The organism is Cellulomonas avistercoris (assembly GCF_014836445.1).
Lineage (GTDB): Bacteria > Actinomycetota > Actinomycetes > Actinomycetales > Cellulomonadaceae > Cellulomonas > Cellulomonas avistercoris.
In genome coordinates this window covers 390,496-410,417 of sequence record NZ_JACSQV010000001.1, presented here as the reverse complement: position 1 = coordinate 410,417, position 19,922 = coordinate 390,496, and the positions used below count along the sequence as shown (strand labels likewise).

At 72.8% G+C, this 19,922-nt stretch carries 18 protein-coding genes; 15 read left to right on the top strand and 3 right to left on the bottom strand.

Annotated elements, in window-relative coordinates; genetic code table 11:
• Positions 1-136 precede the first annotated feature (136 nt).
• From H9657_RS01885 to H9657_RS01865, 5 genes are all read left to right on the top strand, one after another.
• Positions 137-1,267, top strand: coding sequence for a site-2 protease family protein (locus H9657_RS01885; protein WP_191779730.1), 1,131 nt, complete (start codon positions 137-139; stop codon positions 1,265-1,267).
• A 118-nt stretch (positions 1,268-1,385) separates the two neighbouring features.
• Complete coding sequence (locus H9657_RS01880) at positions 1,386-3,674, top strand: hypothetical protein (protein ID WP_191779729.1); 2,289 nt, start codon at positions 1,386-1,388, stop codon at positions 3,672-3,674.
• Between the two features lie 191 nt (positions 3,675-3,865).
• Positions 3,866-4,396 (top strand): hypothetical protein, encoded by a 531-nt coding sequence (locus H9657_RS01875; protein ID WP_191779727.1) that lies wholly within the window; start codon positions 3,866-3,868, stop codon positions 4,394-4,396.
• Between the two features lie 27 nt (positions 4,397-4,423).
• Complete coding sequence (locus H9657_RS01870) at positions 4,424-4,693, top strand: alpha-mannosidase (RefSeq protein ID WP_191779725.1); 270 nt, start codon at positions 4,424-4,426, stop codon at positions 4,691-4,693.
• A 260-nt stretch (positions 4,694-4,953) separates the two neighbouring features.
• The gene (locus H9657_RS01865; RefSeq protein WP_191779723.1) at positions 4,954-5,550 is read left to right on the top strand and encodes a response regulator; all 597 of its coding nucleotides are present in this window, start codon (positions 4,954-4,956) and stop codon (positions 5,548-5,550) included.
• A 275-nt stretch (positions 5,551-5,825) separates the two neighbouring features.
• Here H9657_RS01865 and H9657_RS01860 read toward each other — a convergent pair whose 3' ends face one another.
• Positions 5,826-6,707 carry a hypothetical protein gene (locus H9657_RS01860; RefSeq protein ID WP_318241228.1) on the bottom strand — a complete coding sequence of 294 codons (882 nt, stop codon included), beginning with the start codon at positions 6,705-6,707 and terminating at the stop codon, positions 5,826-5,828.
• Positions 6,704-7,297: a DUF6318 family protein gene (locus tag H9657_RS01855; protein ID WP_191779721.1), complete on the bottom strand. Its 594-nt coding sequence runs from the start codon at positions 7,295-7,297 to the stop codon at positions 6,704-6,706. Before H9657_RS01855 ends, H9657_RS01860 begins: the two co-directional genes overlap by 4 nt.
• Before the next feature lie 206 nt (positions 7,298-7,503).
• Between H9657_RS01855 and H9657_RS01850 the strand changes: the two genes are divergently transcribed.
• The 9 genes from H9657_RS01850 (at position 7,504) to hisF (ending at position 17,141) form a co-directional block, all read left to right on the top strand.
• A complete protein-coding gene (locus H9657_RS01850; protein WP_318241227.1) occupies positions 7,504-8,553 on the top strand; it encodes a tRNA (adenine-N1)-methyltransferase in 1,050 nt (349 codons plus the stop codon).
• A gap of 199 nt (positions 8,554-8,752) precedes the next feature.
• Entirely contained in the window at positions 8,753-10,387 is a 1,635-nt protein-coding gene (gene arc / locus H9657_RS01845) for a proteasome ATPase (protein ID WP_191779719.1), read from the top strand.
• A gap of 90 nt (positions 10,388-10,477) precedes the next feature.
• Entirely contained in the window at positions 10,478-12,085 is a 1,608-nt protein-coding gene (dop, locus tag H9657_RS01840; RefSeq protein WP_404813126.1) for a depupylase/deamidase Dop, read from the top strand.
• A gap of 99 nt (positions 12,086-12,184) precedes the next feature.
• Entirely contained in the window at positions 12,185-12,379 is a 195-nt protein-coding gene (locus tag H9657_RS01835) for a ubiquitin-like protein Pup (protein ID WP_191779717.1), read from the top strand.
• A 6-nt stretch (positions 12,380-12,385) separates the two neighbouring features.
• On the top strand, positions 12,386-13,216 hold the full coding sequence (prcB, locus tag H9657_RS01830; RefSeq protein ID WP_191779715.1) for a proteasome subunit beta: 831 nt from the start codon (positions 12,386-12,388) through the stop codon (positions 13,214-13,216).
• Positions 13,213-13,947, top strand: coding sequence for a proteasome subunit alpha (gene prcA, locus H9657_RS01825; protein WP_191779713.1), 735 nt, complete (start codon positions 13,213-13,215; stop codon positions 13,945-13,947). Before prcB ends, prcA begins: the two co-directional genes overlap by 4 nt.
• Positions 13,948-13,985: 38 nt before the next feature.
• Positions 13,986-15,347, top strand: a complete 1,362-nt coding sequence (gene pafA, locus H9657_RS01820; RefSeq protein WP_191779711.1) for a Pup--protein ligase — start codon at positions 13,986-13,988, stop codon at positions 15,345-15,347.
• 157 nt (positions 15,348-15,504) lie between these two features.
• Positions 15,505-16,374, top strand: coding sequence for an FKBP-type peptidyl-prolyl cis-trans isomerase (locus H9657_RS01815; protein ID WP_318241226.1), 870 nt, complete (start codon positions 15,505-15,507; stop codon positions 16,372-16,374).
• Positions 16,371-17,141 carry an imidazole glycerol phosphate synthase subunit HisF gene (gene hisF, locus H9657_RS01810; protein ID WP_191779707.1) on the top strand — a complete coding sequence of 257 codons (771 nt, stop codon included), beginning with the start codon at positions 16,371-16,373 and terminating at the stop codon, positions 17,139-17,141. The genes H9657_RS01815 and hisF overlap by 4 nt, the downstream gene beginning before the upstream one ends.
• Positions 17,142-17,210: 69 nt before the next feature.
• Here hisF and H9657_RS01805 read toward each other — a convergent pair whose 3' ends face one another.
• On the bottom strand, positions 17,211-17,843 hold the full coding sequence (locus tag H9657_RS01805; protein WP_191779706.1) for a TIGR03085 family metal-binding protein: 633 nt from the start codon (positions 17,841-17,843) through the stop codon (positions 17,211-17,213).
• Positions 17,844-18,070: 227 nt separating this feature from the next.
• Here H9657_RS01805 and H9657_RS01800 point away from each other — a divergent pair, with 227 nt between their 5' ends.
• Positions 18,071-19,900: an ABC transporter ATP-binding protein gene (locus H9657_RS01800; protein WP_404813129.1), complete on the top strand. Its 1,830-nt coding sequence runs from the start codon at positions 18,071-18,073 to the stop codon at positions 19,898-19,900.
• The last annotated feature ends 22 nt before the right edge of the window (positions 19,901-19,922 follow it).

The following is a 19,922-nucleotide window of genomic DNA, read 5'->3' as shown; positions in this document are numbered from 1 at the left end:
CGCTGCGGGCGTCGGCGCAGCGGTCGGCCCGTCGAGGGAGGGGTGCTGGTCGGTGTCCACGCTCACGCGACGAGCCTAGGCGCCACCGCCGACACGACCGGCCGGTGCGGGTGCGGCGGAACGTAGGCTGGCCGACGTGAGTGCACCCCGACCTGCGCGTCCCCCCGGCTGGGTGCTCGGTCACGTCGCCGGCGCCCCCGTCGTCCTGGCCCCGAGCTGGCTGCTCGCCGCCGTCGTCCTGACGCTCGTCTTCGCGCCGAGCGTGCAGACCTGGACGGGTGGTGGCGGTGCGCTGCCGTACGTCGTGGCCCTCGTGTTCGTCGTCCTGCTGTTCGCCTCCGTGCTCGTCCACGAGCTCGCGCACGGCCTCGTCGCCAAGGCGCGCGGGCAGCAGCCGCAGGCGTTCGTCCTGACGCTGTGGGGCGGCCACACCACGTTCGGCGGCGCCGCGGCGACACCCGCGACGAGTGCGCTCGTCGCGGTCGTGGGGCCCGTGGCCAACCTCGTGCTCGCCGCCGCGTTCCTGCTGGTGGCGGACCACGCCGTGCCGGACGGGACGCTGCTGCAGACGGTGCTGTGGGCGGGGGCGGTCGCCAACGGCTTCGTCGGTCTCTTCAACCTCGTGCCCGGGCTGCCTCTCGACGGCGGTCGCATCCTCGAGGCCGCCGTGTGGGCGGGCACGGGTGACCGCCACCGCGGCAGCGTGGTGGCCGGGTGGACGGGGCGCGCCGTCGCGGTGGGCGTCGTCCTGGTCGTGCTGGTCCGCCCCTTCCTCGCCGGGACGAGCCCGGATCTGGTGACGGTCGCCTGGTCCGCGCTCATCGGCGCCTTCCTGTGGTCGGGGGCCTCGGCCGCCGTGCGCGGCGGGCGAGCCGGCCGAGCCGTGGACGCGCTGACGCTGCGGACCGTGGGGCGCCCGGCCGTCGTCGTCGGGGCGCAGGCGTCGCTCGCGCAGGCGCGGGCGACGGCGGCTGCCGCGGACGTGGCGGAGGTCGTCGTGCTGGCACCCGACGGACGCCCCGCCGCCTACGTCGACACCGAGGCGGCGGCCCGCGTGCCGGCGGAGCTGGCCGGCACCACCACGGTCGTCGCGGTCTCGACGCCGCTGCCCGTCGGCGCGGTGGTCGACGGGTCGCTGACGGGCGACGCGCTGCTGCGGGCGCTGTCGGCGGCGTCCGCGCACGGGCCCGTGATCGCGGCGCTCGTCGACGGGCGCGTCGTGGCGCTCGTCCGGACGGCCGACGTCGTGGCGGCGCTGCGGGTCTGACGCCTCCGGGCGCCGCGGTGGGACCCCCTGGTCCGGGCACCTGTGGATGGACCGAGCGACGGATCGCGACGGGCCGCTACGGTGTGCCCGGTTCGTCCGGTTGTCGCAGGGGGTGCGCGTGGATCTCGGGGTGCTGGAGCGCTCGCCGGAAGCCGGTGACGTCGAGGCCGTCGACGGGTTGGTCGCGGGGTATCTCGCGCGTGCGGAGCGGTTCGCGGCTCGTGCGGTGAGTGTGCGGGCGGCCGGGGACGGGTTGGTGGGGGCGTCGGTCGGGGCGTGGGCGGCGGCGTTGGGGGAGCGGTCGGGGCGGCTGGCGTCGGGGTGGGAGGACGCGGCTGGTGGGTGCCGGCAGGTGGCCGGGGTGCTGGCCGGGTACGGGGCGGCGTTGCGAGGGCTGGAACGTCGGGTGATGGCGGCCCGGCATGAGGTGGAGACGGCGCGGGTGCGGGCGGTGGCGGCGCGGGAGCGGTACGCGGTGGCGGCGTTGGCTGGTGGGGTGGGCGCCGTGCCGTGGTCGTGGACGGACGTGCCGGCGTTCGCGGCGGTGCCGCAGGCTGCTGGTGAGCTGCGGGTGTGGCGTGCGGCGGTGGCAGATGCGGCTGAGGGGTTGCGGGCGTTCGTCGTGTGCTGTGACGAGCGTGAGGACCTGGACCGGCGGACCGCGGCACGGCTGGCCGGGGTGGAGGTGATGGCCGCGTACGCGCCGGGGACCGGGGTGGACGTCATCGTCGACGTGCCGTTGGTGCGGGCGTTGGCGGCGAGCGCTGCCGGGACGGTGACCGCGGCGCAGCGGCGGGTGATGGCGACCTGGTTCGCGCAGGCTGCCGAGCAGGTGAGCAACTACCCCGGGGACGTCCGGACGCTCGCGGCGCTCACGGGCTTCCTCGATGCGTGGGGTGATGACGGTGAGGTGATGTCCGGGGTGTTCGTCGCGATCGGGGGCGCCGGGGTGGTGCGGTTGCTGACGATGCTGGGCGAGCAGATGGTCGTCGGGGCCACGGACCGGAACTCCTCGCTGGCGGCCGCCGGGGCAGCGCTGCGCTCCGGTCTGGCGTCGGCGTCGTCGACGTGGTCGTCCGGCGAGGCGGCGTCGTACGCGGGCGAGATGGTGCGGGCCGCGTCGAGCATGAACGGCACGCTGTCCGCGATCGGCTACGCGTTCGCCGACCCGCAGGGCGCACGGATGAGCCAGACGTTCACCGTGGCGATGGCCGACCTGCTGGATGCCGTCGAGCGAGGCAACGGCGGGCCGTGGCGCGACGGGCCGGGGGCTCCCGGCCACGCGCTGGACACCGCCGGGTCGCTGTCGCTCGACGCGGGGGCGGCGCACGATGCCGCGGCGCGGGTCTTCGAGACGCTCGGGGCGTACCCGCAGGCGGCGAGGGACTGGTTGACGGGGGAGGGGATCGACTGGTCGTCCTCGGAGATCCGTCCGGCAACTCCCCGCATCACGTACTGGTTTCGTGAGCGGAGCTGGGCGGAAGGCGCGTCGGACGGATTCGCGGGTGTCGGTGCGCTCTGGGCAGGTGTCCAGGCTGATGCGGGCGACGCGCTCGTGAACCGACAGACGGCCGCGATCAACACGCATGTGTTCCATGCGCTTGCGCAGAACCGCTCGTTCCTTCCGACGGAACTGACGTCGGCGGGCGCTGAACAGCTCGCGAACGCCATCTCAGGACAGTTCGCCGGGCTTGTCGAGATCGGACTCAAGGCTGGTTCCAGCGATGGCGATATCTCTGATCCCTGGCGCATGACGGAGATCGCCTACTTGAGCCATGAGGTTCCCACGGCCTATGTCTCGCGCGACTGGGTCGTCCCCGTACTGACAGCAGCGGCGAGTGACGAGTCCGGTCGGCTTGCCCTCCAGGCGGGGGTACTCGCGTACCAGCGGCGGACGCTGGAGGCGGTGGTCGATGGCAGCGCATCGGCGGGTACTGCCCTCGACGCGCTTGCGACTGCATGGGGTGCTGTGGACGGTGCGAGCGTCTCGGCAGCAGAGGTCCAGCAGTACCTGAGAGACGAGCAAGTGCGGGCGGGTATCGAGACGGGACGGAAGGCGGTCGACGCGGGAGTTGCGCTCTCCCCAATCCGTCCGATGGCATCGATCGGCGTCGACGTCGGCCTCGACTTCATGCAGAAGTACGTCGAGTCGCACATGACGGGCGGCCCGCTGCCGGCGCGCTCTACCGAGTCGTTGATACCGGACGGCGCCGGCTCGCTGAACCGGTTCTTCGAGGTCTCGGTGCTCGAGTACCGGCGGCTCGGCCTGTGGGACAAGGCTGGAGCCCACGCAGGGGACGTCGACACAGATGATGCATCCGAGATCGCCGACGGCCTCGTCGGAGACTACGAAGACGTCGTGGACGCCATGCGCGCCCGTGGCACCGATCATGTGAAGGGCCAATGACGACAGGACGAAAGGGCGGTGCTCGAGCGCTGATCGGACGTTGGTCAATCCGGGCGGCAGCGGTAGTCGTGCTCGCACTGGCGGCCGGAGCGTGCACGAGCGAGGAACCTCGCCCCCTGGCGACACCGGCGGTCTCATGGCAGAGCGGCCCGCCCGAGGGTGAACTGGAAGCAGATCCATGGGTGCAAGCCGTGAGGGCCGGTGAGCTGGCATTTGCGGCCGCCACGAACGCGGCGGACTTCTCAGGGGAGGCCCTCGCCGAAACATGGAGCAAGTCGGCGATCCTGCAGATGGTGGACCTTGCTCGATCCGACCTCGACGATGGCTCGGCGTACGTGGCACTCGGGCCGAGGCCCCTGACACCACTGACGGTCGAACTCGTCCAGGGTGGGAGGGGAGTCTTCGTCGCTGGATGCGCCGCCGACCTGCCCGTCCTCCAGGAGCGTCCCTCGAGCGATGGCGGGCAGCCCCAGGCGCGGGTCTACAGGCTGGAGCTCGGTGCCGACGGAGAGCGGCGCATCGTCGGGGTGAACGCCCCGGACGGGGACATCAGGTTGCCGGGCGGCGAGCTGCTCACGGACGAGTACTGCGGTTCCGTGTTGATCCCACGCGGTGTGTTCGACCCGGTGCCCGATCTCGAGCCACTCCTGGAGTTCGACGGCGCGGACGTGATTGCTCCGCCGTCGCCCAGCCCCACGTTCGCCGTCGAGGTACCGAGGTGAGATCTGCGCACGACCGGGGGAGCGATCATGAGTGACTTGAAGGTCGACGTGGGCGCTGTCGCCTCCTTTGTAGCGGCTGTGGAATCGCAGGCTGCGCTTGTTGGCGCAGAATGCGTCTCGACTGGTCGCGCGCTCGGGTCCGGGATCGTGCAGGACGCGGTCGGGACCGTGTCGTTGGTGCTGACAGTGCTCGACCAGGCACTGGCCGCAGGCGCGAGCGATCTGGCGCTGGACGCGCGATCGAGCGAGAACACGTGGGCGAGGGCGGACAGCAGTATCGCGATGAGGCCCGCCTAGGCTGCCCACGTCGCGGTCGCGCCCCGAGCGGCGACCTCTGCGTGAGTACGCGGTGAGGCGGCGCGGTGATCCCGAGAACACCTCCACGCCACCGCCGTGGAGGTGTTTGTGCGTTCACGCATCCCAGGGCGTGGCGTACTGCATTCATCGGGCTGAGATGCGAGCATCGGCCGGTTGGTGGACGTCGCACATCGGCAATCCACGGCCGCGCCACGGCGCGTCGACGTAGGGCGGGAGCGGAGATGTCAGAGGGCGTTGCTGTGGCAGTGATCAATGCGCTCTTCCCTCTGAGCCTCGTCATCGCCGGCGTGATGGTGGTCTGGCTTCTGCGGGAACCGATCACCCGCGCGATCCCGAGCGTTCGCCATGTGAAGGTCGCGGGCGTCGAGTTGGAGCTCGCCGGGAAGGCCCTCGTGGACCATCGACGTGAACAGCTCAAGGACCCGTGGCTGGCGGAAGGGCTCGTAGAGCGTGCTGCCGGACTGCGGGAGCGGCTGACCGACTTCCGAATCCTCTGGGTCGACGACTCGCCCGAGAACAACCAGATCGAACGACGATTCCTGCGGCGTGCCGGGGCGACAGTCGTCAACGCTCTCTCGACCGAGGAGGGCTTGCAAGAGTTGCGCCGTGACGACATCGACGTCGTCATCACCGACTTCCGTCGGGACGGGAAGCGCGACGCCGGCATCGAGTTCGCCGCGCTCGTCTTTGACAAGGGACACCGCCAGCCGATCCTGGCCTATATCGGATCGGTGAACCCAGACCGGCCCACCCCCGCGCACATCGAGATGGTGACGGATCACCCGGACGTCCTGCTCGCACGCGTGCTCGACATCGCCCGCGACCGCAGCAGGTGATCTAGGCCTCCTGAGCATTGGCGAACCGAGCTTGCACCTATTGTCCGTCGGATTCGGCACGTCGTGCGAGCGGTTACCGAAGCAGTCACTTAGTGCTGCGTGATGGAGAGTGTCGTTCCGGTCTCGGGTCGCCACTCCGTGATCTCGCGGGGGCGTACCGCTTCAGGACCGTTCGAGACCCCAAGGCAGCATGCCCTGCCGAGATGGGAGTGATCCTGCGGCTGCGGGATGGGGTGTCGAGTGCCGATCTAAGGAGCGACGCCTCGCGTTCATTCTCAGCAGTCGGGTGGTTTGGGTCTGTCGGTGCACAGGTCGGCCACGAGGCGGCTGGTGCGTTCTTCGACGGTGAAGGGTGGGGAGGTGGTGGTGGTGTTGGCGGTGCCGTTGATGTCGCGCCAGATGGGTGAGCCGTCGATCTGGTAGCGGCCGGTCCATTCGGCGTTCAGGGTGATGGTGGTGGTGCCGGGGTTCTCGTACTCGTGGAAGACGTCGTGGTGGGGGTAGGCGTGGCCCGGTGAGGTGGTGGTCAGGGTGTGGCCGTCGCCGAAGTCGTAGGTCCAGCGGGTGGGGGTGGCCTCGACGGTGATGCCGTAGCCGAGCAACTCGGTGCGCAGGGTGATGGGGGTGGGGTCGGTGGAGACGATGGTCTCGATGTTGATCAGGACCCACCCGCGGTCGGGTTGCAGAGTCAGGGTGGGCGCGGGCAGGGGGAGCAGCCGGAAGTCGGCCTCGGTCAGGACGGGCAGCAGGTCGACCCCGCAGCCGCCGGCGTCGATCTGCTGCCAGGGGCCCCACGCCGCGGCGGGTGTGGCGCGGGCCTGGCGCCACATCGGCATGACCATGGTGTCGCCTGTCTCGCACTGCTGGATCACCCCGGCGAGGTTGGCCAGCTCGGGGCAGGTGCCGTCCGCGGAGCCTTTGGTCCAGATGCCGGCCGCCTCGCGGCATTGCGGGGCGCGCTCGTAGTTGAACAGCCGGAGCTCTGGATGTATCGCGACGTTCCTCCGCGCCAAGTCCTCAGCACGCGCGGCGCCCAGACGCACGTTCTGATCCGTGGCTTTGCCGTCGAACCGCGTACTGCCGCCTGGCGTAGGCGCCGCCACCAGCGCCAACGACATGACCGCGGCCGCGACTGCGACCGCGACCGAAAGCCTCACGACTCGGCCGGTTCGAGACCGACCGCATCGACCCGCCACCCGTCGTCCCAAGTCAACGAGTACGTCGTGCGGTAGACGCCGGCTCCATCGGTGCTGAGGACCTGGCCGTCGCGGTCGAGCTCCGACGACTCCGCGATCTCCACGATCACTTCAGCCGAGTACCAGCGCCCCGCCTCCAGCTCGATGCCACTCGATGACGCCACGTGCAGCGGGCCAATCACGCTGTGCCCGCGACCGTGGAGCTCATCGATCTCCTCCGAGACCTTCGAGCAGAACTCACACGACGGGTCGGCGATCGACCTCCATTCCGTGAGGTCTCCGGTGGCGTACGCATACGGGTACAGCGAGATGAAGTAGCTCGCGGCAGCCGCGGCGCCGTCGGCGCTCGGAGTCGCCATCGCCTCGGGTCGATCCGGGGGCACGGTGACGTCCGGCGTAGGTGAGGGCGTGGGCGTGGGCGACCCGGTGGGCGTCGTCGTCGCTTTCGGCTCCGCGGTGGTGGGGTCAGCGGGTCCGGCGTCCGTCGTGCACCCGGCGACCAGCACCCCGATCACGACCGCTACGAGGGCCACCTGTCCGTGCATGCGCATGTCGGGAAGGTACTGGTTCGAAGCGGTTCGGCAGGCCGGTCGTCTCGCATCTGTGGACAGCTGCGCGAACGACGCGGCGGCCGCACTGAGCGCACGATGGCGTGGAGGAGGACCCGCCGGCTCCGCCGCACCGAGAGGGGCGGAGCCCTCCGCGGCGGCCGGTGCGGGTCGGTCCTCATGAACCACACCACCTAGACTCGGCGCCCGTGACCACCCACGACGCCGCCGTGCCCGCACCGACCGGGGCCGCCCAGCGGCGTGGACCCTTCCGCACCGGTGAGCGGGTGCAGCTCACCGACCCGCGGGGCCGCCTGCACACGATCACGCTGCAGCCCGACGGCAGCTTCCACACGCACCGCGGCTACCTGCGGCACAGCGAGCTCATCGGGGCGTCCGAGGGTGTGGTGGTGCAGAACACGACCGGCATCGAGTACCTGGCGCTGCGGCCCCTGCTGGCGGACCACGTCCTGTCGATGCCGCGCGGCGCGGCCGTGGTGTACCCCAAGGACGCGGGCCAGATCGTCACGATGGGCGACGTGTTCCCCGGGGCCACCGTGGTGGAGGCCGGGGTCGGCTCGGGCGGTCTGACGCTGTCGCTGCTGCGTGCCGTCGGTGACCACGGCCGTCTGGTGTCCGTCGAGCGGCGTGAGGACTTCGCCGCGATCGCGCGCGGCAACGTCGAGTCGTTCTTCGGCGGTGCGCACCCCGCGTGGGACCTGCGCCTCGGGGACCTCGCCGACGTGCTGCCGACGGCCGCCGAGCCGGGATCCGTCGACCGCGTCGTGCTCGACATGCTCGCACCGTGGGAGAACCTCGACGCCGTGGCCACGGCCCTCGCGCCCGGTGGCGTGCTGGTCTGCTACGTCGCGACGACCACGCAGCTCTCGCGGCTCGCCGAGGACGTGCGCAGCGACGGCCGCTACACCGAGCCGGAGGCGTGGGAGTCGATGGTCCGCGGCTGGCACCTCGAGGGGCTGGCCGTCCGCCCGCAGCACCGGATGATCGGGCACACCGGCTTCCTCCTGACGACCCGGCGCCTCGCGGACGGCGTCGAGCCGCCGCACCGCAAGCGGCGCCCCGCCAAGGGCTCCTACCCGGTCGCCGAGGACGGCGCGCCGGCCACCGACACGGAGCTGTGGTCGCCCGAGGCGATGGGCGAGCGCGAGACGTCGGCCAAGAAGATCCGCCGTGCCCGCCGCGAGCTGCACGTCGCACCCGACGACCTCGGCCCGCAGGGGCCCGCGACGGGGGAGTGACCGCGCGGCGCCCGCCCCGGGGACGCCGGGGCGGCGGGGCGGCGGGGGGCCCAGGGGGGGGGACGCCCGGACGACATGCGGCGCGGCCCGCACGGCCGGTTGACACGGGCGGTTAGGGTCGTCGGACCAGCAGGCACAGCGACGTGCACGGTGGAGCGCAGGACGGCTTCATCGCGACGCGGAACGGAGGCCGACCACCATGACCGAACCCGCTGCCCCTGGACGAGACCTGCAACGTGAGCTCGCGGTGCTCGCCGCGAAGAACGAGCGGCTCAGCGAGGCGCTCGTCGCGGCGCGCGAGCAGATCCTCGAGCTCAAGCGCCAGGTGGACGACCTGGCCAAGCCGCCGGGCACGTACGCGACGTTCCTCGCGGCGCGCGACGACGGCTCGGTGGACATCGTCTCGGCCGGACGCAAGATGCACGTGGGCGCCAGCCCGTCGCTCGACGTCCGGCACCTGCGCCCCGGCCAGGAGGTCATGCTCAACGAGGCGCTCACGGTCGTCGAGGCCGGTGGCTACGAGCAGGTCGGCGAGATCGTCACGGTCAAGGAGATGCTCGGCGAGGGGCGTGCGCTCGTCGTCGGGCGCGGCGACGAGGAGCGCGTCGTCCGGTTCGCCGGCCAGGTCGCTGACGGCCGCGTGCGCGTCGGCGACGCCCTGACGATCGACCCGCGCAGCGGGTTCGTCTTCGAGGTGATCCCGCGGGCGGAGGTCGAGGAGCTGGTCCTCGAGGAGGTCCCGGACATCGACTACACCGACATCGGTGGCCTCGGACCGCAGATCGAGGCCATCCGGGACGCGGTGGAGCTGCCCTTCCTGCACCCCGAGCTGTTCCGCGAGCACGGGCTCAAGCCGCCCAAGGGCGTGCTGCTGTACGGGCCGCCCGGGTGCGGCAAGACGCTCATCGCCAAGGCGGTCGCGCACTCGCTGGCCGCGACGGCCGCCGCCGCGCGCGGCGACGACGCGTCCGACGCGCGCTCGTTCTTCCTCAACGTCAAGGGCCCGGAGCTGCTCAACAAGTACGTCGGGGAGACCGAGCGGCACATCCGCCTGATCTTCGCGCGGGCCCGTGAGAAGGCGTCCCAGGGCCACCCCGTCGTCGTGTTCTTCGACGAGATGGAGTCGCTGTTCCGCACCCGCGGGACGGGTGTGTCGAGCGACGTCGAGACGACGATCGTGCCGCAGCTGCTCTCCGAGATCGACGGCGTCGAGCGGCTCGACAACGTCATCGTCATCGGGGCGTCGAACCGCGAGGACATGATCGACCCCGCGATCCTGCGGCCCGGACGCCTGGACGTGAAGATCAAGATCGAGCGGCCCGACGCCGAGGGCGCGCGCGAGATCTTCGCCAAGTACCTGACGGCCGACCTGCCGATCCACGGCGACGACATCGCGGAGCACGGCGGGTCCCCGAGCGCGGCGGTCGAGGCCATGATCGCCCGGGTCGTCGAGCGCATGTACTCGGAGGCCGACGAGAACCGCTTCCTCGAGGTGACGTACGCCAGCGGCGACAAGGAGATCCTGTTCTTCAAGGACTTCAACTCCGGCGCCATGATCCAGAACGTCGTCGACCGCGCCAAGAAGTCGGCGATCAAGGACCTGCTGTCGACCGGTCAGCGGGGCATCCGCGTCGACCACCTGCTCGCGGCCTGCGTCGACGAGTTCAAGGAGAACGAGGACCTGCCCAACACGACGAACCCCGACGACTGGGCGCGGATCTCGGGCAAGAAGGGCGAGCGCATCGTGTTCATCCGCACGATCGTGCAGGGCAAGAAGGGCGTCGACGCCTCCCGGACCATCGAGAACGTCACCAGCACCGGCCAGTACCTGTGACGGCCCGCGCGTGAGCGTGCACCGGCGTCCCACGTCCTGACCCCTGGGCACGGGGCGCCGGTGGGCAGCACGGCGCCTAGGGTGGGCGCCGTGACCGTGCGGCGCGTGATGGGGATCGAGACGGAGTACGGCGTCCTGCAGCCGGGGCGTCCGCTGGCCAACCCGATGCTCCTGTCGAGCCACGTCGTGGCCGTGCACGGCGCGGCGCGCGAGGCCGGGCGCGTGCGCGCACGCTGGGACTACGACGACGAGGACCCGCTGCACGACGCCCGGGGCTTCCACCTGGACCGTGCGGCCGCGCACCCGTCGATGCTCACGGACTCGCCGAGCGTCGCCGTGCCCTCGGGCAACGGGCCGCAGGAGATGCCGCGCTCGGCGGTCGAGGAGTACGAGGACCCCGGAGCGGCCAACGTCATCCTCACCAACGGCGCGCGGCTCTACGTCGACCACGCGCACCCGGAGTACTCGTCGCCCGAGGTCACGACGCCGCTCGACGCCGTGCGCTGGGACCGCGCGGGCGAGCTCGTCATGCTCGAATCCGTGCGGCGGCTCGCCGCCAACGCGGCCCTGCCGGACGTCAACCTCTACAAGAACAACGTCGACGGCAAGGGCGCCACCTATGGCACCCACGAGAACTACCTCGTCGACCGCGCGGTGCCGTTCGGCGACCTCGCGGCGCGCCTCACGCCGTTCCTCGTGACACGCCAGGTGTTCACCGGTGCCGGCCGCGTGGGCCTGGGGCAGCGCGCCGAGCACCCGGGCTTCCAGCTCTCGCAGCGTGCCGACTACATCGAGGCCGAGGTGGGCCTGGAGACGACGCTGCGCCGCCCGATCGTCAACACGCGCGACGAGCCCCACGCCGACCCGGCCCGCTGGCGCCGGCTGCACGTGATCATCGGCGACGCCACGATGCTCGAGGTCGCGACGTACCTGCGGCTCGGGACGACGTCGCTCGTGCTGTGGCTCGTGGAGCAGGCGCAGGAGGGCGGTGCGGCCCGCGGGATCGCCCGGAGCATCGACCGCCTCGCGCTGCGGGATCCCGTGCAGGCCGTGCACCGGGTGAGCCACGACCTGTCCCTCACCGAGCGCCTCGAGCTGGCCGACGGTCGGCGGCTGACGGCCCTGGAGGTGCAGGCCGAGTACCTGGCGGCGGTGCGCAGCGCGCTCGACGCCGTCGGTGGGCCGCCGGACGAGCAGACGCGCGACGTGCTCGACCGCTGGGAGTCCCTGCTGCACCGCCTGGGCGAGGACCCGGCGTCGTGCGCCCGGGAGGTCGAGTGGCTCGCCAAGCTGCGGCTGCTCGACGGCATGCGCCGGCGCGACCAGCTCGCGTGGGACCACCCGCGCCTGGCCGCCGTCGACCTGCAGTGGTCCGACGTCCGCCCCGAGCGGGGTCTCTACCACCGGCTCGTCGCGGCAGGTGCCGTCGAGCTGCTGGTGACCCCCGAGCAGGTCGAGGACGCCGTCATTCACCCGCCTCAGGACACGCGCGCGTACTTCCGCGGCGAGGCGGTCGCGCGCTACGGCGGCCAGATCTCCGCCGCGAGCTGGGACTCCGTGGTGTTCGACGTGCCCGGGGCCCAGACGCTGCAGCGCGTGCCGATGCGCGACCCGCTGCGAGGTACGCGCGCGCACGTCGGCGAGCTCCTCGACCGCAGCCCGGACGCGCGGACGCTCCTGGCGGCGCTCGGCGGCTGACGGACGCCACGCTCGTCCCCGCACCCCCGGCCGGGCGGACTTGGGCCTAGGGTGGGCACGCGGGGTACGTGGGACGTGACCCCCAGGACGGAGGTCACCATGGCTGGTCAGGATCACGTCAGGCACCGTCAGGACGACGAGCCGGCGGACGAGCCGGTCACGCCGCCGCCCGCGGCGGCGAACGCGCAGACCCGCGACGCGGAGGTCGACGCGCTGCTCGAGGAGATCGACGACGTCCTCGAGCAGAACGCCGAGCAGTTCGTGCGCGGGTTCGTCCAGAAGGGCGGTCAGTGAGCGCCGATGACCCTGCACGACTCGTCCGGCCGACTCCCGCACGCCTTCACCACACCCGGCTCCGCCTCCTTCGTCGACTTCCTCGCGGGGTACGCCCCTGACCTGCTGCCCGGCCGACGCCCCCTGCCGCCGGGCGACGTGCAGGCGCCGCACGGGACCACGATCGTCGCGCTCGCGTTCGACGGCGGCGTGGTCATGGCGGGCGACCGGCGCGCCACGATGGGCTCGATGATCGCGAGCCGGCACATCGAGAAGGTGTTCCCGGCCGACGAGTTCTCCGCCGTCGGCATCGCCGGCACCGCAGGGCTGGCCATCGAGCTGGTCCGGCTCTTCCAGCTGGAGCTCGAGCACTACGAGAAGATCGAGGGCAGCCTGCTGTCGCTCGACGGCAAGGCGAACCGGCTCGCGACGATGATCCGGGGCAACCTCGCGATGGCGATGCAGGGCCTCGCGGTCGTGCCGCTGTTCGCCGGGTACGACCTGGACCACGGCGTCGGGCGGCTGTTCTCCTACGACGTGACGGGTGGGCGGTACGAGGAGCACGAGCACCACGCCGTGGGCTCCGGCTCCGTGTTCGCGCGCGGCTCCCTCAAGAAGCGCTGGCGCCCCGGGCTGGACGCGTCGACCGCCGTACGGGTCGCCGTGGAGGCGCTCGTCGACGCCGCCGACGACGACTCCGCGACCGGCGGCCCCGACCGCGCGCGCCGCATCTGGCCCGTCGTGGCGACCGTGACGGAGGCGGGCTACCTGCGGGTGTCGGACGACGACCTCGCCGCGGCGGTCGAGACCGTCGAGAACGGCCGGCGCAGCACACGACGCGAGGGGGGTGCGCGATGAGCATGCCGTTCTACGTCTCGCCCGAGCAGCTCATGAAGGACCGGGCGGACTACGCGCGCAAGGGCATCTCGCGCGGGCGCTCCGTCGTGGTGCTGCAGTACGACGACGGCATCGCGTTCGCGACCGAGAACCCGTCGCGGGCGCTGCACAAGATCTCCGAGATCTACGACCGCATCGCGTTCGCCGCGGTCGGCAAGTACAACGAGTTCGAGAACCTGCGGGTCGCGGGCGTGCGGTACGCGGACCTGCGCGGGTACTCCTACGACCGTGTCGACGTGACGGCGCGTGGCCTCGCCAACGCGTACGCGCAGACGCTCGGCACCGTGTTCACCACGGAGTCCAAGCCCCTCGAGGTCGAGCTGGTCGTCGTCGAGGTCGGCCGCCAGCCCGCGGGTGACCAGATCTACCGGCTGTCGTACGACGGCTCCGTGGCGGACGAGCACGGGTGGGTCGTCATGGGCGGCCAGGCCGAGCGTCTGGCCGGTCTGCTGGGTGGCGGGTGGCGCCCCGGCATGACGCTCGCGGAGGCGCTGGGGCTCGCGGTGCAGGTGCTGGGCTCCGCCGCCGATGACGGTGAGCCACGGGTGCTCGGTGCGGCGCAGCTCGAGGTGGCGGTCCTGGACCGCACCCGGCCGCGGCGCGCCTTCCGGCGGCTGACGGGCGCACTGCTGGAGGACGTGCTCGGCGGGGCGCAGGCCCCGGCGGGCGGGGACGGGCCGCCGGCACCCTGACGGGACGGCGCCGGCGGACGAGCGACGGGGAGTGACGCATGGACAGGCGCATCTTCGGTCTGGAGACCGAGTACGGGGTCACGTGCGCGGCGCAGGACGGCCGCGGCCTGTCCGCGGACGAGGTCGCGCGCTACCTGTTCCGCAAGGTGGTGGCGTGGGGCCGCTCGTCCAACGTCTTCCTGCGCAACGGCTCGCGGCTGTACCTCGACGTCGGCTCGCACCCCGAGTACGCGACCGCCGAGTGCGACGACTGGCGCCAGCTGGTCACGCACGACCGTGCCGGTGAGCGCATCCTCGAGGGTCTCGTGGCGGACGCGCAGCAGCGGCTCGAGCACGAGGGTCTGCCCGGGCGCATCCACCTGTTCAAGAACAACACCGACTCGGCGGGCAACTCCTACGGCTGCCACGAGAACTACCTCGTGCGCCGCCAGGGGGACTTCGCGCGCCTGTCCGACGTGCTCGTGCCGTTCCTCATCACCCGCCAGATCCTCACGGGTGCCGGCAAGGTCCTGGCCACGCCGCGGGGAGCGGTCTACTGCCTGTCGCAGCGCGCCGACCACATCTGGGAGGCCGTCTCGAGCGCGACGACCCGCTCCCGGCCCATCATCAACACGCGCGACGAGCCGCACGCGGACGCCGAGCACTACCGCCGTCTGCACGTGATCGTGGGCGACTCGTCCATGTCGGAGACGACGACGATGCTCAAGGTCGGGTCCACCGACCTGCTGCTGCGCCTCATCGAGGCGGGCGTGACGATGCGCGACATGACGCTGGAGAACCCGATCCGGGCCATCCGCGAGATCAGCCACGACATGACGGGCAAGCAGCCGGTCACCCTCGCGTCGGGTCGGACGGTGACGGCGATCGACCTGCAGGAGGAGTACCTGTCGCGGGTCAGCGACTTCGTCACCGCCGAGGTCGGGCCATCGCCGGAGACCAAGCACCTGCTCGACCTGTGGGAGCGCGGGCTGCGGGCCCTGCGCACGGGCGACCTGACGCTCGTCGAGCGCGAGCTGGACTGGGTCATCAAGTACCAGATGATCGAGCGCTACCGGGCCAAGCACGACCTCGAGCTGTCCGACGTCCGCGTGCAGCGGCTCGACCTCGCGTACCACGACATCTCCCGCACCGAGGGCCTGTACAACCTGCTGGCGGCGCGCGGGCTGGTGGAGCGCGTCACCACCGACCTCGACGTCTTCGAGGCGACGGCCGTCCCGCCGCAGACGACCCGGGCGAAGCTGCGCGGGGACTTCGTCCGCGCGGCGCAGGACGCACGCCGCGACTACACCGTGGACTGGGTGCACCTGAAGCTGAACGACCAGGCGCAGCGCACGGTGCTGTGCAAGGACCCGTTCCGCAGCGTCGACGAGCGGGTCGACAGGCTCATCGAGTCGATGTGACCGCGGCGCGGCCGTACCCGGCACGTGGGTCGGACGTCGCGGCACGGTGAGCCGACGGGGCCGTACAGTGAGGCCCCGTCGCGCGCGGTCCGGTCCTTCCGGCCCGGTGGCGACGTCATGGAGGACCGATCTCGCGGGAGGCACGGACGTGCGGTGGGTGACGGGTGCTCGCCGGGTGGCGGTGGCGGTTCTCGTCGGGCTGGTGCTCGCCGCGTGCACCGCGACGACGACCGTCGAGCCGGAGGTCACGGTGACCGGCGGTGCGGGGGAGGCCCCGACCGTGACGTACCTGACGCCGCTGACCGTCGACGAGACGTACCGGGAGACGATCTGGCCGGGCACGGGCGCCGAGCTCGTCGACGGTGCCCCGGTGCTCATCGACTTCTGGCTGGAGAACGCGCGGGACGCGAGCCTGGTCAAGGAGAGCTACTCCACGAGCCCCACGCCGCGGATGCTCACGGTCGAGGACCTCGGGACGGACCTGTACGAGACGCTGCGCGGTCAGCAGGTCGGCGCACGTCTGCTGCAGGTCGCGCCGGGCGGCTCCGGGGCCGACTACCCGACCGTCACGGTGCTCGACGTGCTCCCGACGCGTGCGGTGGGGCAGCCGATCACCCCGGACCCGACCCTGCCCGTGGTGACCGAGGGCAACGACGGCTCGCTGACCCTGACACCCACGGGCGCGCCGCCGCCGGACCGCCTCGTGGTGGAGCCCCTGGTGCGCGGCACCGGCCCGCAGGTCGCCGAGGGCGACGTCATCACGGTGCAGTACGCCGGGTTCTCCTGGGACGACGGCGCTCTGTTCGACTCGACGTGGCAGCGCGGGCTGCCCGTGTCCTTCCTCCTCTCCGACGTGCCGTCCTGGGCCGAGGGGCTGGTCGACCAGCCCGCCGGCAGCCGCGTGATGCTCGTCGTCCCCCCCTCGTACCCCCTCGGCGTCACCGACGGCGAGGAGCTGGCCGGAAAGACGGTGGTCTTCGTGATCGACATCCTGGCCACGGGCAGCCCCGCGCAGGGCGCCTCGTGAGCCTCGCCCTGCGGGTCATCCCCTGCCTGGACGTCGACGCCGGACGCGTCGTCAAGGGCGTCAACTTCGAGAACCTGCGCGACGCCGGCGACCCGGTCGAGCTCGCGCGCCGGTACGACGCGGAGGGTGCGGACGAGCTGACGTTCCTCGACGTCTCGGCGTCGTCGTCCGACCGCGAGACCACGTACGACGTCGTGCGCCGCACCGCCGGCGAGGTGTTCGTCCCCCTGACCGTCGGCGGGGGCGTCCGGTCGCCGCACGACGTGGACCGGCTGCTGCGCGCCGGCGCCGACAAGGTGGGCGTCAACACGGCGGCGATCGCGCGACCCGAGCTCATCACCGAGATCGCCGACCGGTTCGGTTCGCAGGTGCTCGTGCTGTCGGTCGACGCCCGCCGGACGACGGGCGGGACGCGCACGCCGTCGGGGTACGAGGTGACCACCCACGGCGGGCGCCGGGGCACGGGCGTGGACGCCGTCGAGTGGGCGCACCGCGCGGTCGAGCTGGGCGTCGGTGAGGTGCTGCTCAACTCGATGGACGCCGACGGCACGACCGCGGGCTTCGACCTGCCGATGATCACCGACGTGCGGGCCCGCGTGAGCGTGCCCCTCATCGCCTCGGGCGGCGCGGGCACCGTGGAGCACTTCGTCGAGGCCGCCCGCGCGGGGGCCGACGCCGTGCTGGCCGCGAGCGTCTTCCACTTCGGCACCTTGACGATCGGGCAGGTCAAGGACGCGCTGCGGGCCGCGGGCGTCGTCGTCCGCTGACGCGGCCGGTCGACCCCGACCCGGCCCCCGACCCCGCCACCGACGTCGTGCGGGCCCGGGGCGGCACGGTCAGGGGCCGGTGAGCAGGTCCCGCACCACTGTCACGTCGTCCTCGGCCCCCTCGAGCCGCACGTCCGCCGCCTGCAGCCGGCCGGACACCGCGAGCACGAGCTCACCCACGGCACCGCGCAGCACGACCGTCCCGTGGCCGGCGCGCGGCGCGTGCACCGCCGAGCGCACGTCGTCGTCGCGCACCAGCACGACGCCCGGGCCGAGCCCGCGCAGGCGCAGCGGGGCCATGCGCACCAGCTGGGACCACAGCACCTCCGCCAGGCCCTCGGGCAGCTCGCGCGGCGCGCGCTCCCCGGCGCCCCGGCGCACGTCCTCGGTGTGCACGAAGTACTCGGTGGCGTTGACCGCGTCCCCCGCCCACGCGAGCGGGCTCCACCGCCGAGGCGGTGCCGCGAACCGGTCGACGAGCGCGGCGTAGCCGGCGGGGTCGGAGGCGGTCGCGGCGAGGCGCTCCGTGGCCGCGGCGAGACCGCCGCGCACCGCCGAGGCGGCCAGAGCGGGGCGCTCCCGGATCACCAGGTGGGCCGCCAGGTGCCGGGCCTGCCAGCCCTCGCAGAGCGTGGGGTCGTGCGGGTCCGCGGCGCGCAGCGCCTCGGCGAGCCAGTCGCGCTCGGTCTCGTGCCAGGTCATGGCACGTGATCGTGCCACGCGACGGGCACCGTCGCGCAGCGCGCCACCCGGCGGGGCCCCACCGGGCGGTGTCGCACGTGCGTGAGAAGATCGCCCATCCCCTTCCCGTCAGGAGTGTGACCGCCGTGCCCGCGCGCCCCCGGACCCCCGCCGACCCCTCGCGTCCCGATGCGTCGGCAGCAGGGTCGGCGCTCCGCGGGTCGACCGCGCGCAGGTCGGTGGGCCTGATCTGGCGCGGCATGCGGGCGCACCCGCGCACGTACGTCGCGGCCGTCGGCACCTCGGCGCTGTTCGGCGCGCTGACCGTGGCGGTGAGCCGTGTGCTCGGCGCCGTGACCGACCGCGTCGTGGTGCCCGCGCTCGCCGGCTCCGAGCAGGCCCAGGGCCGCATCTGGCTCGCCGGACTCGTCGTCGCCGTCGTCGCGCTCGCCCTGGCGGGAGCCGTGGCCGCGCGTCGGGTCTTCGCCGGGATCGGCGTCGCCGACATCCAGGCCGACCACCGTCGCGCGGTCACCCGGCAGTACCTGCGGCTGCCGATGTCGTGGCACCGGCGCCACCCCACGGGGCAGCTGCTCTCCAACGCGGGCTCGGACGTCGAGGCGGCGACGGGTGTGTTCAACCCGCTGCCCTTCGCGCTCGGGGTGGTCGTGATGATCGTGGTCGCCACGACGGCGCTGCTGAGCACCGACGTCTGGCTGGCCGTCGCGGCGCTCGTCGTCCTGCCGCTCGCCGTGGTCGCGAACCTCGTCTTCCAGCGCCGCATGACGCCGGCCATCACCCGCGCGCAGCAGCTGCGCGCCGAGGTCGCCGACGTGGCCCACGAGAGCTTCGAGGCCGCCGCGCTGGTGAAGTCGCTCGGGACGGAGGACCGCGAGGACGCCCGGTTCACCGACCGGGCACGCGCGCTGCGCGACGCGAACATCCGCGTCGGGGTCGTGCGAGCGGTGTTCGACCCCGTGATCGACCTGCTGCCCAACCTCGGGACCCTGCTGGTGCTGCTGGTCGGCGTCCAGCGGGTCGCTGCGGGCGCGATCGGCACCGGCGACGTCGTCGCGGCCGCGTACCTGCTGACGCTGCTCGCGGTCCCCGTGCGCGCCTTCGGCTGGGTGCTGGGCGAGCTGCCGCGCGGTCTGGTCGGCCACGACCGGATCTCACGCGTCCTGGACGCGCCCGGCGTCCCCATCGACGGCACGACCCCCTGGGTCGCCACGTCGCCCGGGGCGACGCTCGAGATGCGCGGCGTGGACCTGCGGGTGCCGACCGCCGACGGCGAGGTCGAGCTGCTGCACGGCGTGGACCTGCGGGTCGAGGCCGGGCGGACGCTCGCGGTCGTCGGCCCGACCGGCGCCGGCAAGTCGACGCTCGTCGGCCTGGTGCCGCGCCTGGTCGACCCGTCGGCGGGCGTCGTCAAGCTCGACGGCACGGACGTGCGCGAGGTGCGGCCGGCCGACCTCGCGGCGCAGGTCGGCTACGTCAGCCAGTCGACGTTCGTGTTCGAGGACACCGTGCGCGGCAACGTGACGCTCGCGGATCCCGGCGACCCCGGAGCACCCGGCGACGACGAGGTGTGGGCGGCGCTCGCTGCCGCGCGCGTCGACGACGTGGTGCGGGCGCTGCCCGGCGGGCTCGACGCACCGCTCGGCGAGCGCGGCGCGAACCTGTCGGGCGGGCAGCGTCAGCGGCTCGCGCTGGCGCGCGCGCTCGTGCGGCACCCGCGCGTGCTGGTGCTCGACGACGCGACCTCCGCGGTGGACCCCGGCGTCGAGCGCGACATCCTCACGGGCCTGCGTGCCGACGACGACGCGAGCGGCCCCACCGTCCTGCTGGTCGCGTACCGCATGGCGTCGGTGCTGCTGGCGGACGAGGTCGTGCACGTGGAGGCCGGGCGCGTCGTCGACCGCGGCACGCACGACGAGCTCCTGGCGCGCGACCCGGGCTACCGGGAGCTCGCCACGGCCTACGAGCGCGAGTCGCAGCGGCGCGTGCGGGAGCGGGCCGACGCGGAGGCGGCGGACGTGTGGGACGAGGACGTGGCGACCGGGGGAGGGCGCAGGTGAGCACCACCGATGCACGGCAGGA

What these genes read in the sequence shown, in the direction of transcription:
- prcA (WP_191779713.1), top strand. Translation starts at nt 13,213, where the DNA reads ATGAGCATGCCGTTCTACGTCTCGCCCGAGCAGCTCATGAAGGACCGG.
- arc (WP_191779719.1), top strand. Translation starts at nt 8,753, where the DNA reads ATGACCGAACCCGCTGCCCCTGGACGAGACCTGCAACGTGAGCTCGCG.
- H9657_RS01805 (WP_191779706.1), bottom strand. Translation starts at nt 17,843, where the DNA reads ATGACCTGGCACGAGACCGAGCGCGACTGGCTCGCCGAGGCGCTGCGC.
- H9657_RS01855 (WP_191779721.1), bottom strand. Translation starts at nt 7,297, where the DNA reads ATGCGCATGCACGGACAGGTGGCCCTCGTAGCGGTCGTGATCGGGGTG.
- H9657_RS01870 (WP_191779725.1), top strand. Translation starts at nt 4,424, where the DNA reads ATGAGTGACTTGAAGGTCGACGTGGGCGCTGTCGCCTCCTTTGTAGCG.
- pafA (WP_191779711.1), top strand. Translation starts at nt 13,986, where the DNA reads ATGGACAGGCGCATCTTCGGTCTGGAGACCGAGTACGGGGTCACGTGC.
- prcB (WP_191779715.1), top strand. Translation starts at nt 12,386, where the DNA reads ATGACCCTGCACGACTCGTCCGGCCGACTCCCGCACGCCTTCACCACA.
- H9657_RS01835 (WP_191779717.1), top strand. Translation starts at nt 12,185, where the DNA reads ATGGCTGGTCAGGATCACGTCAGGCACCGTCAGGACGACGAGCCGGCG.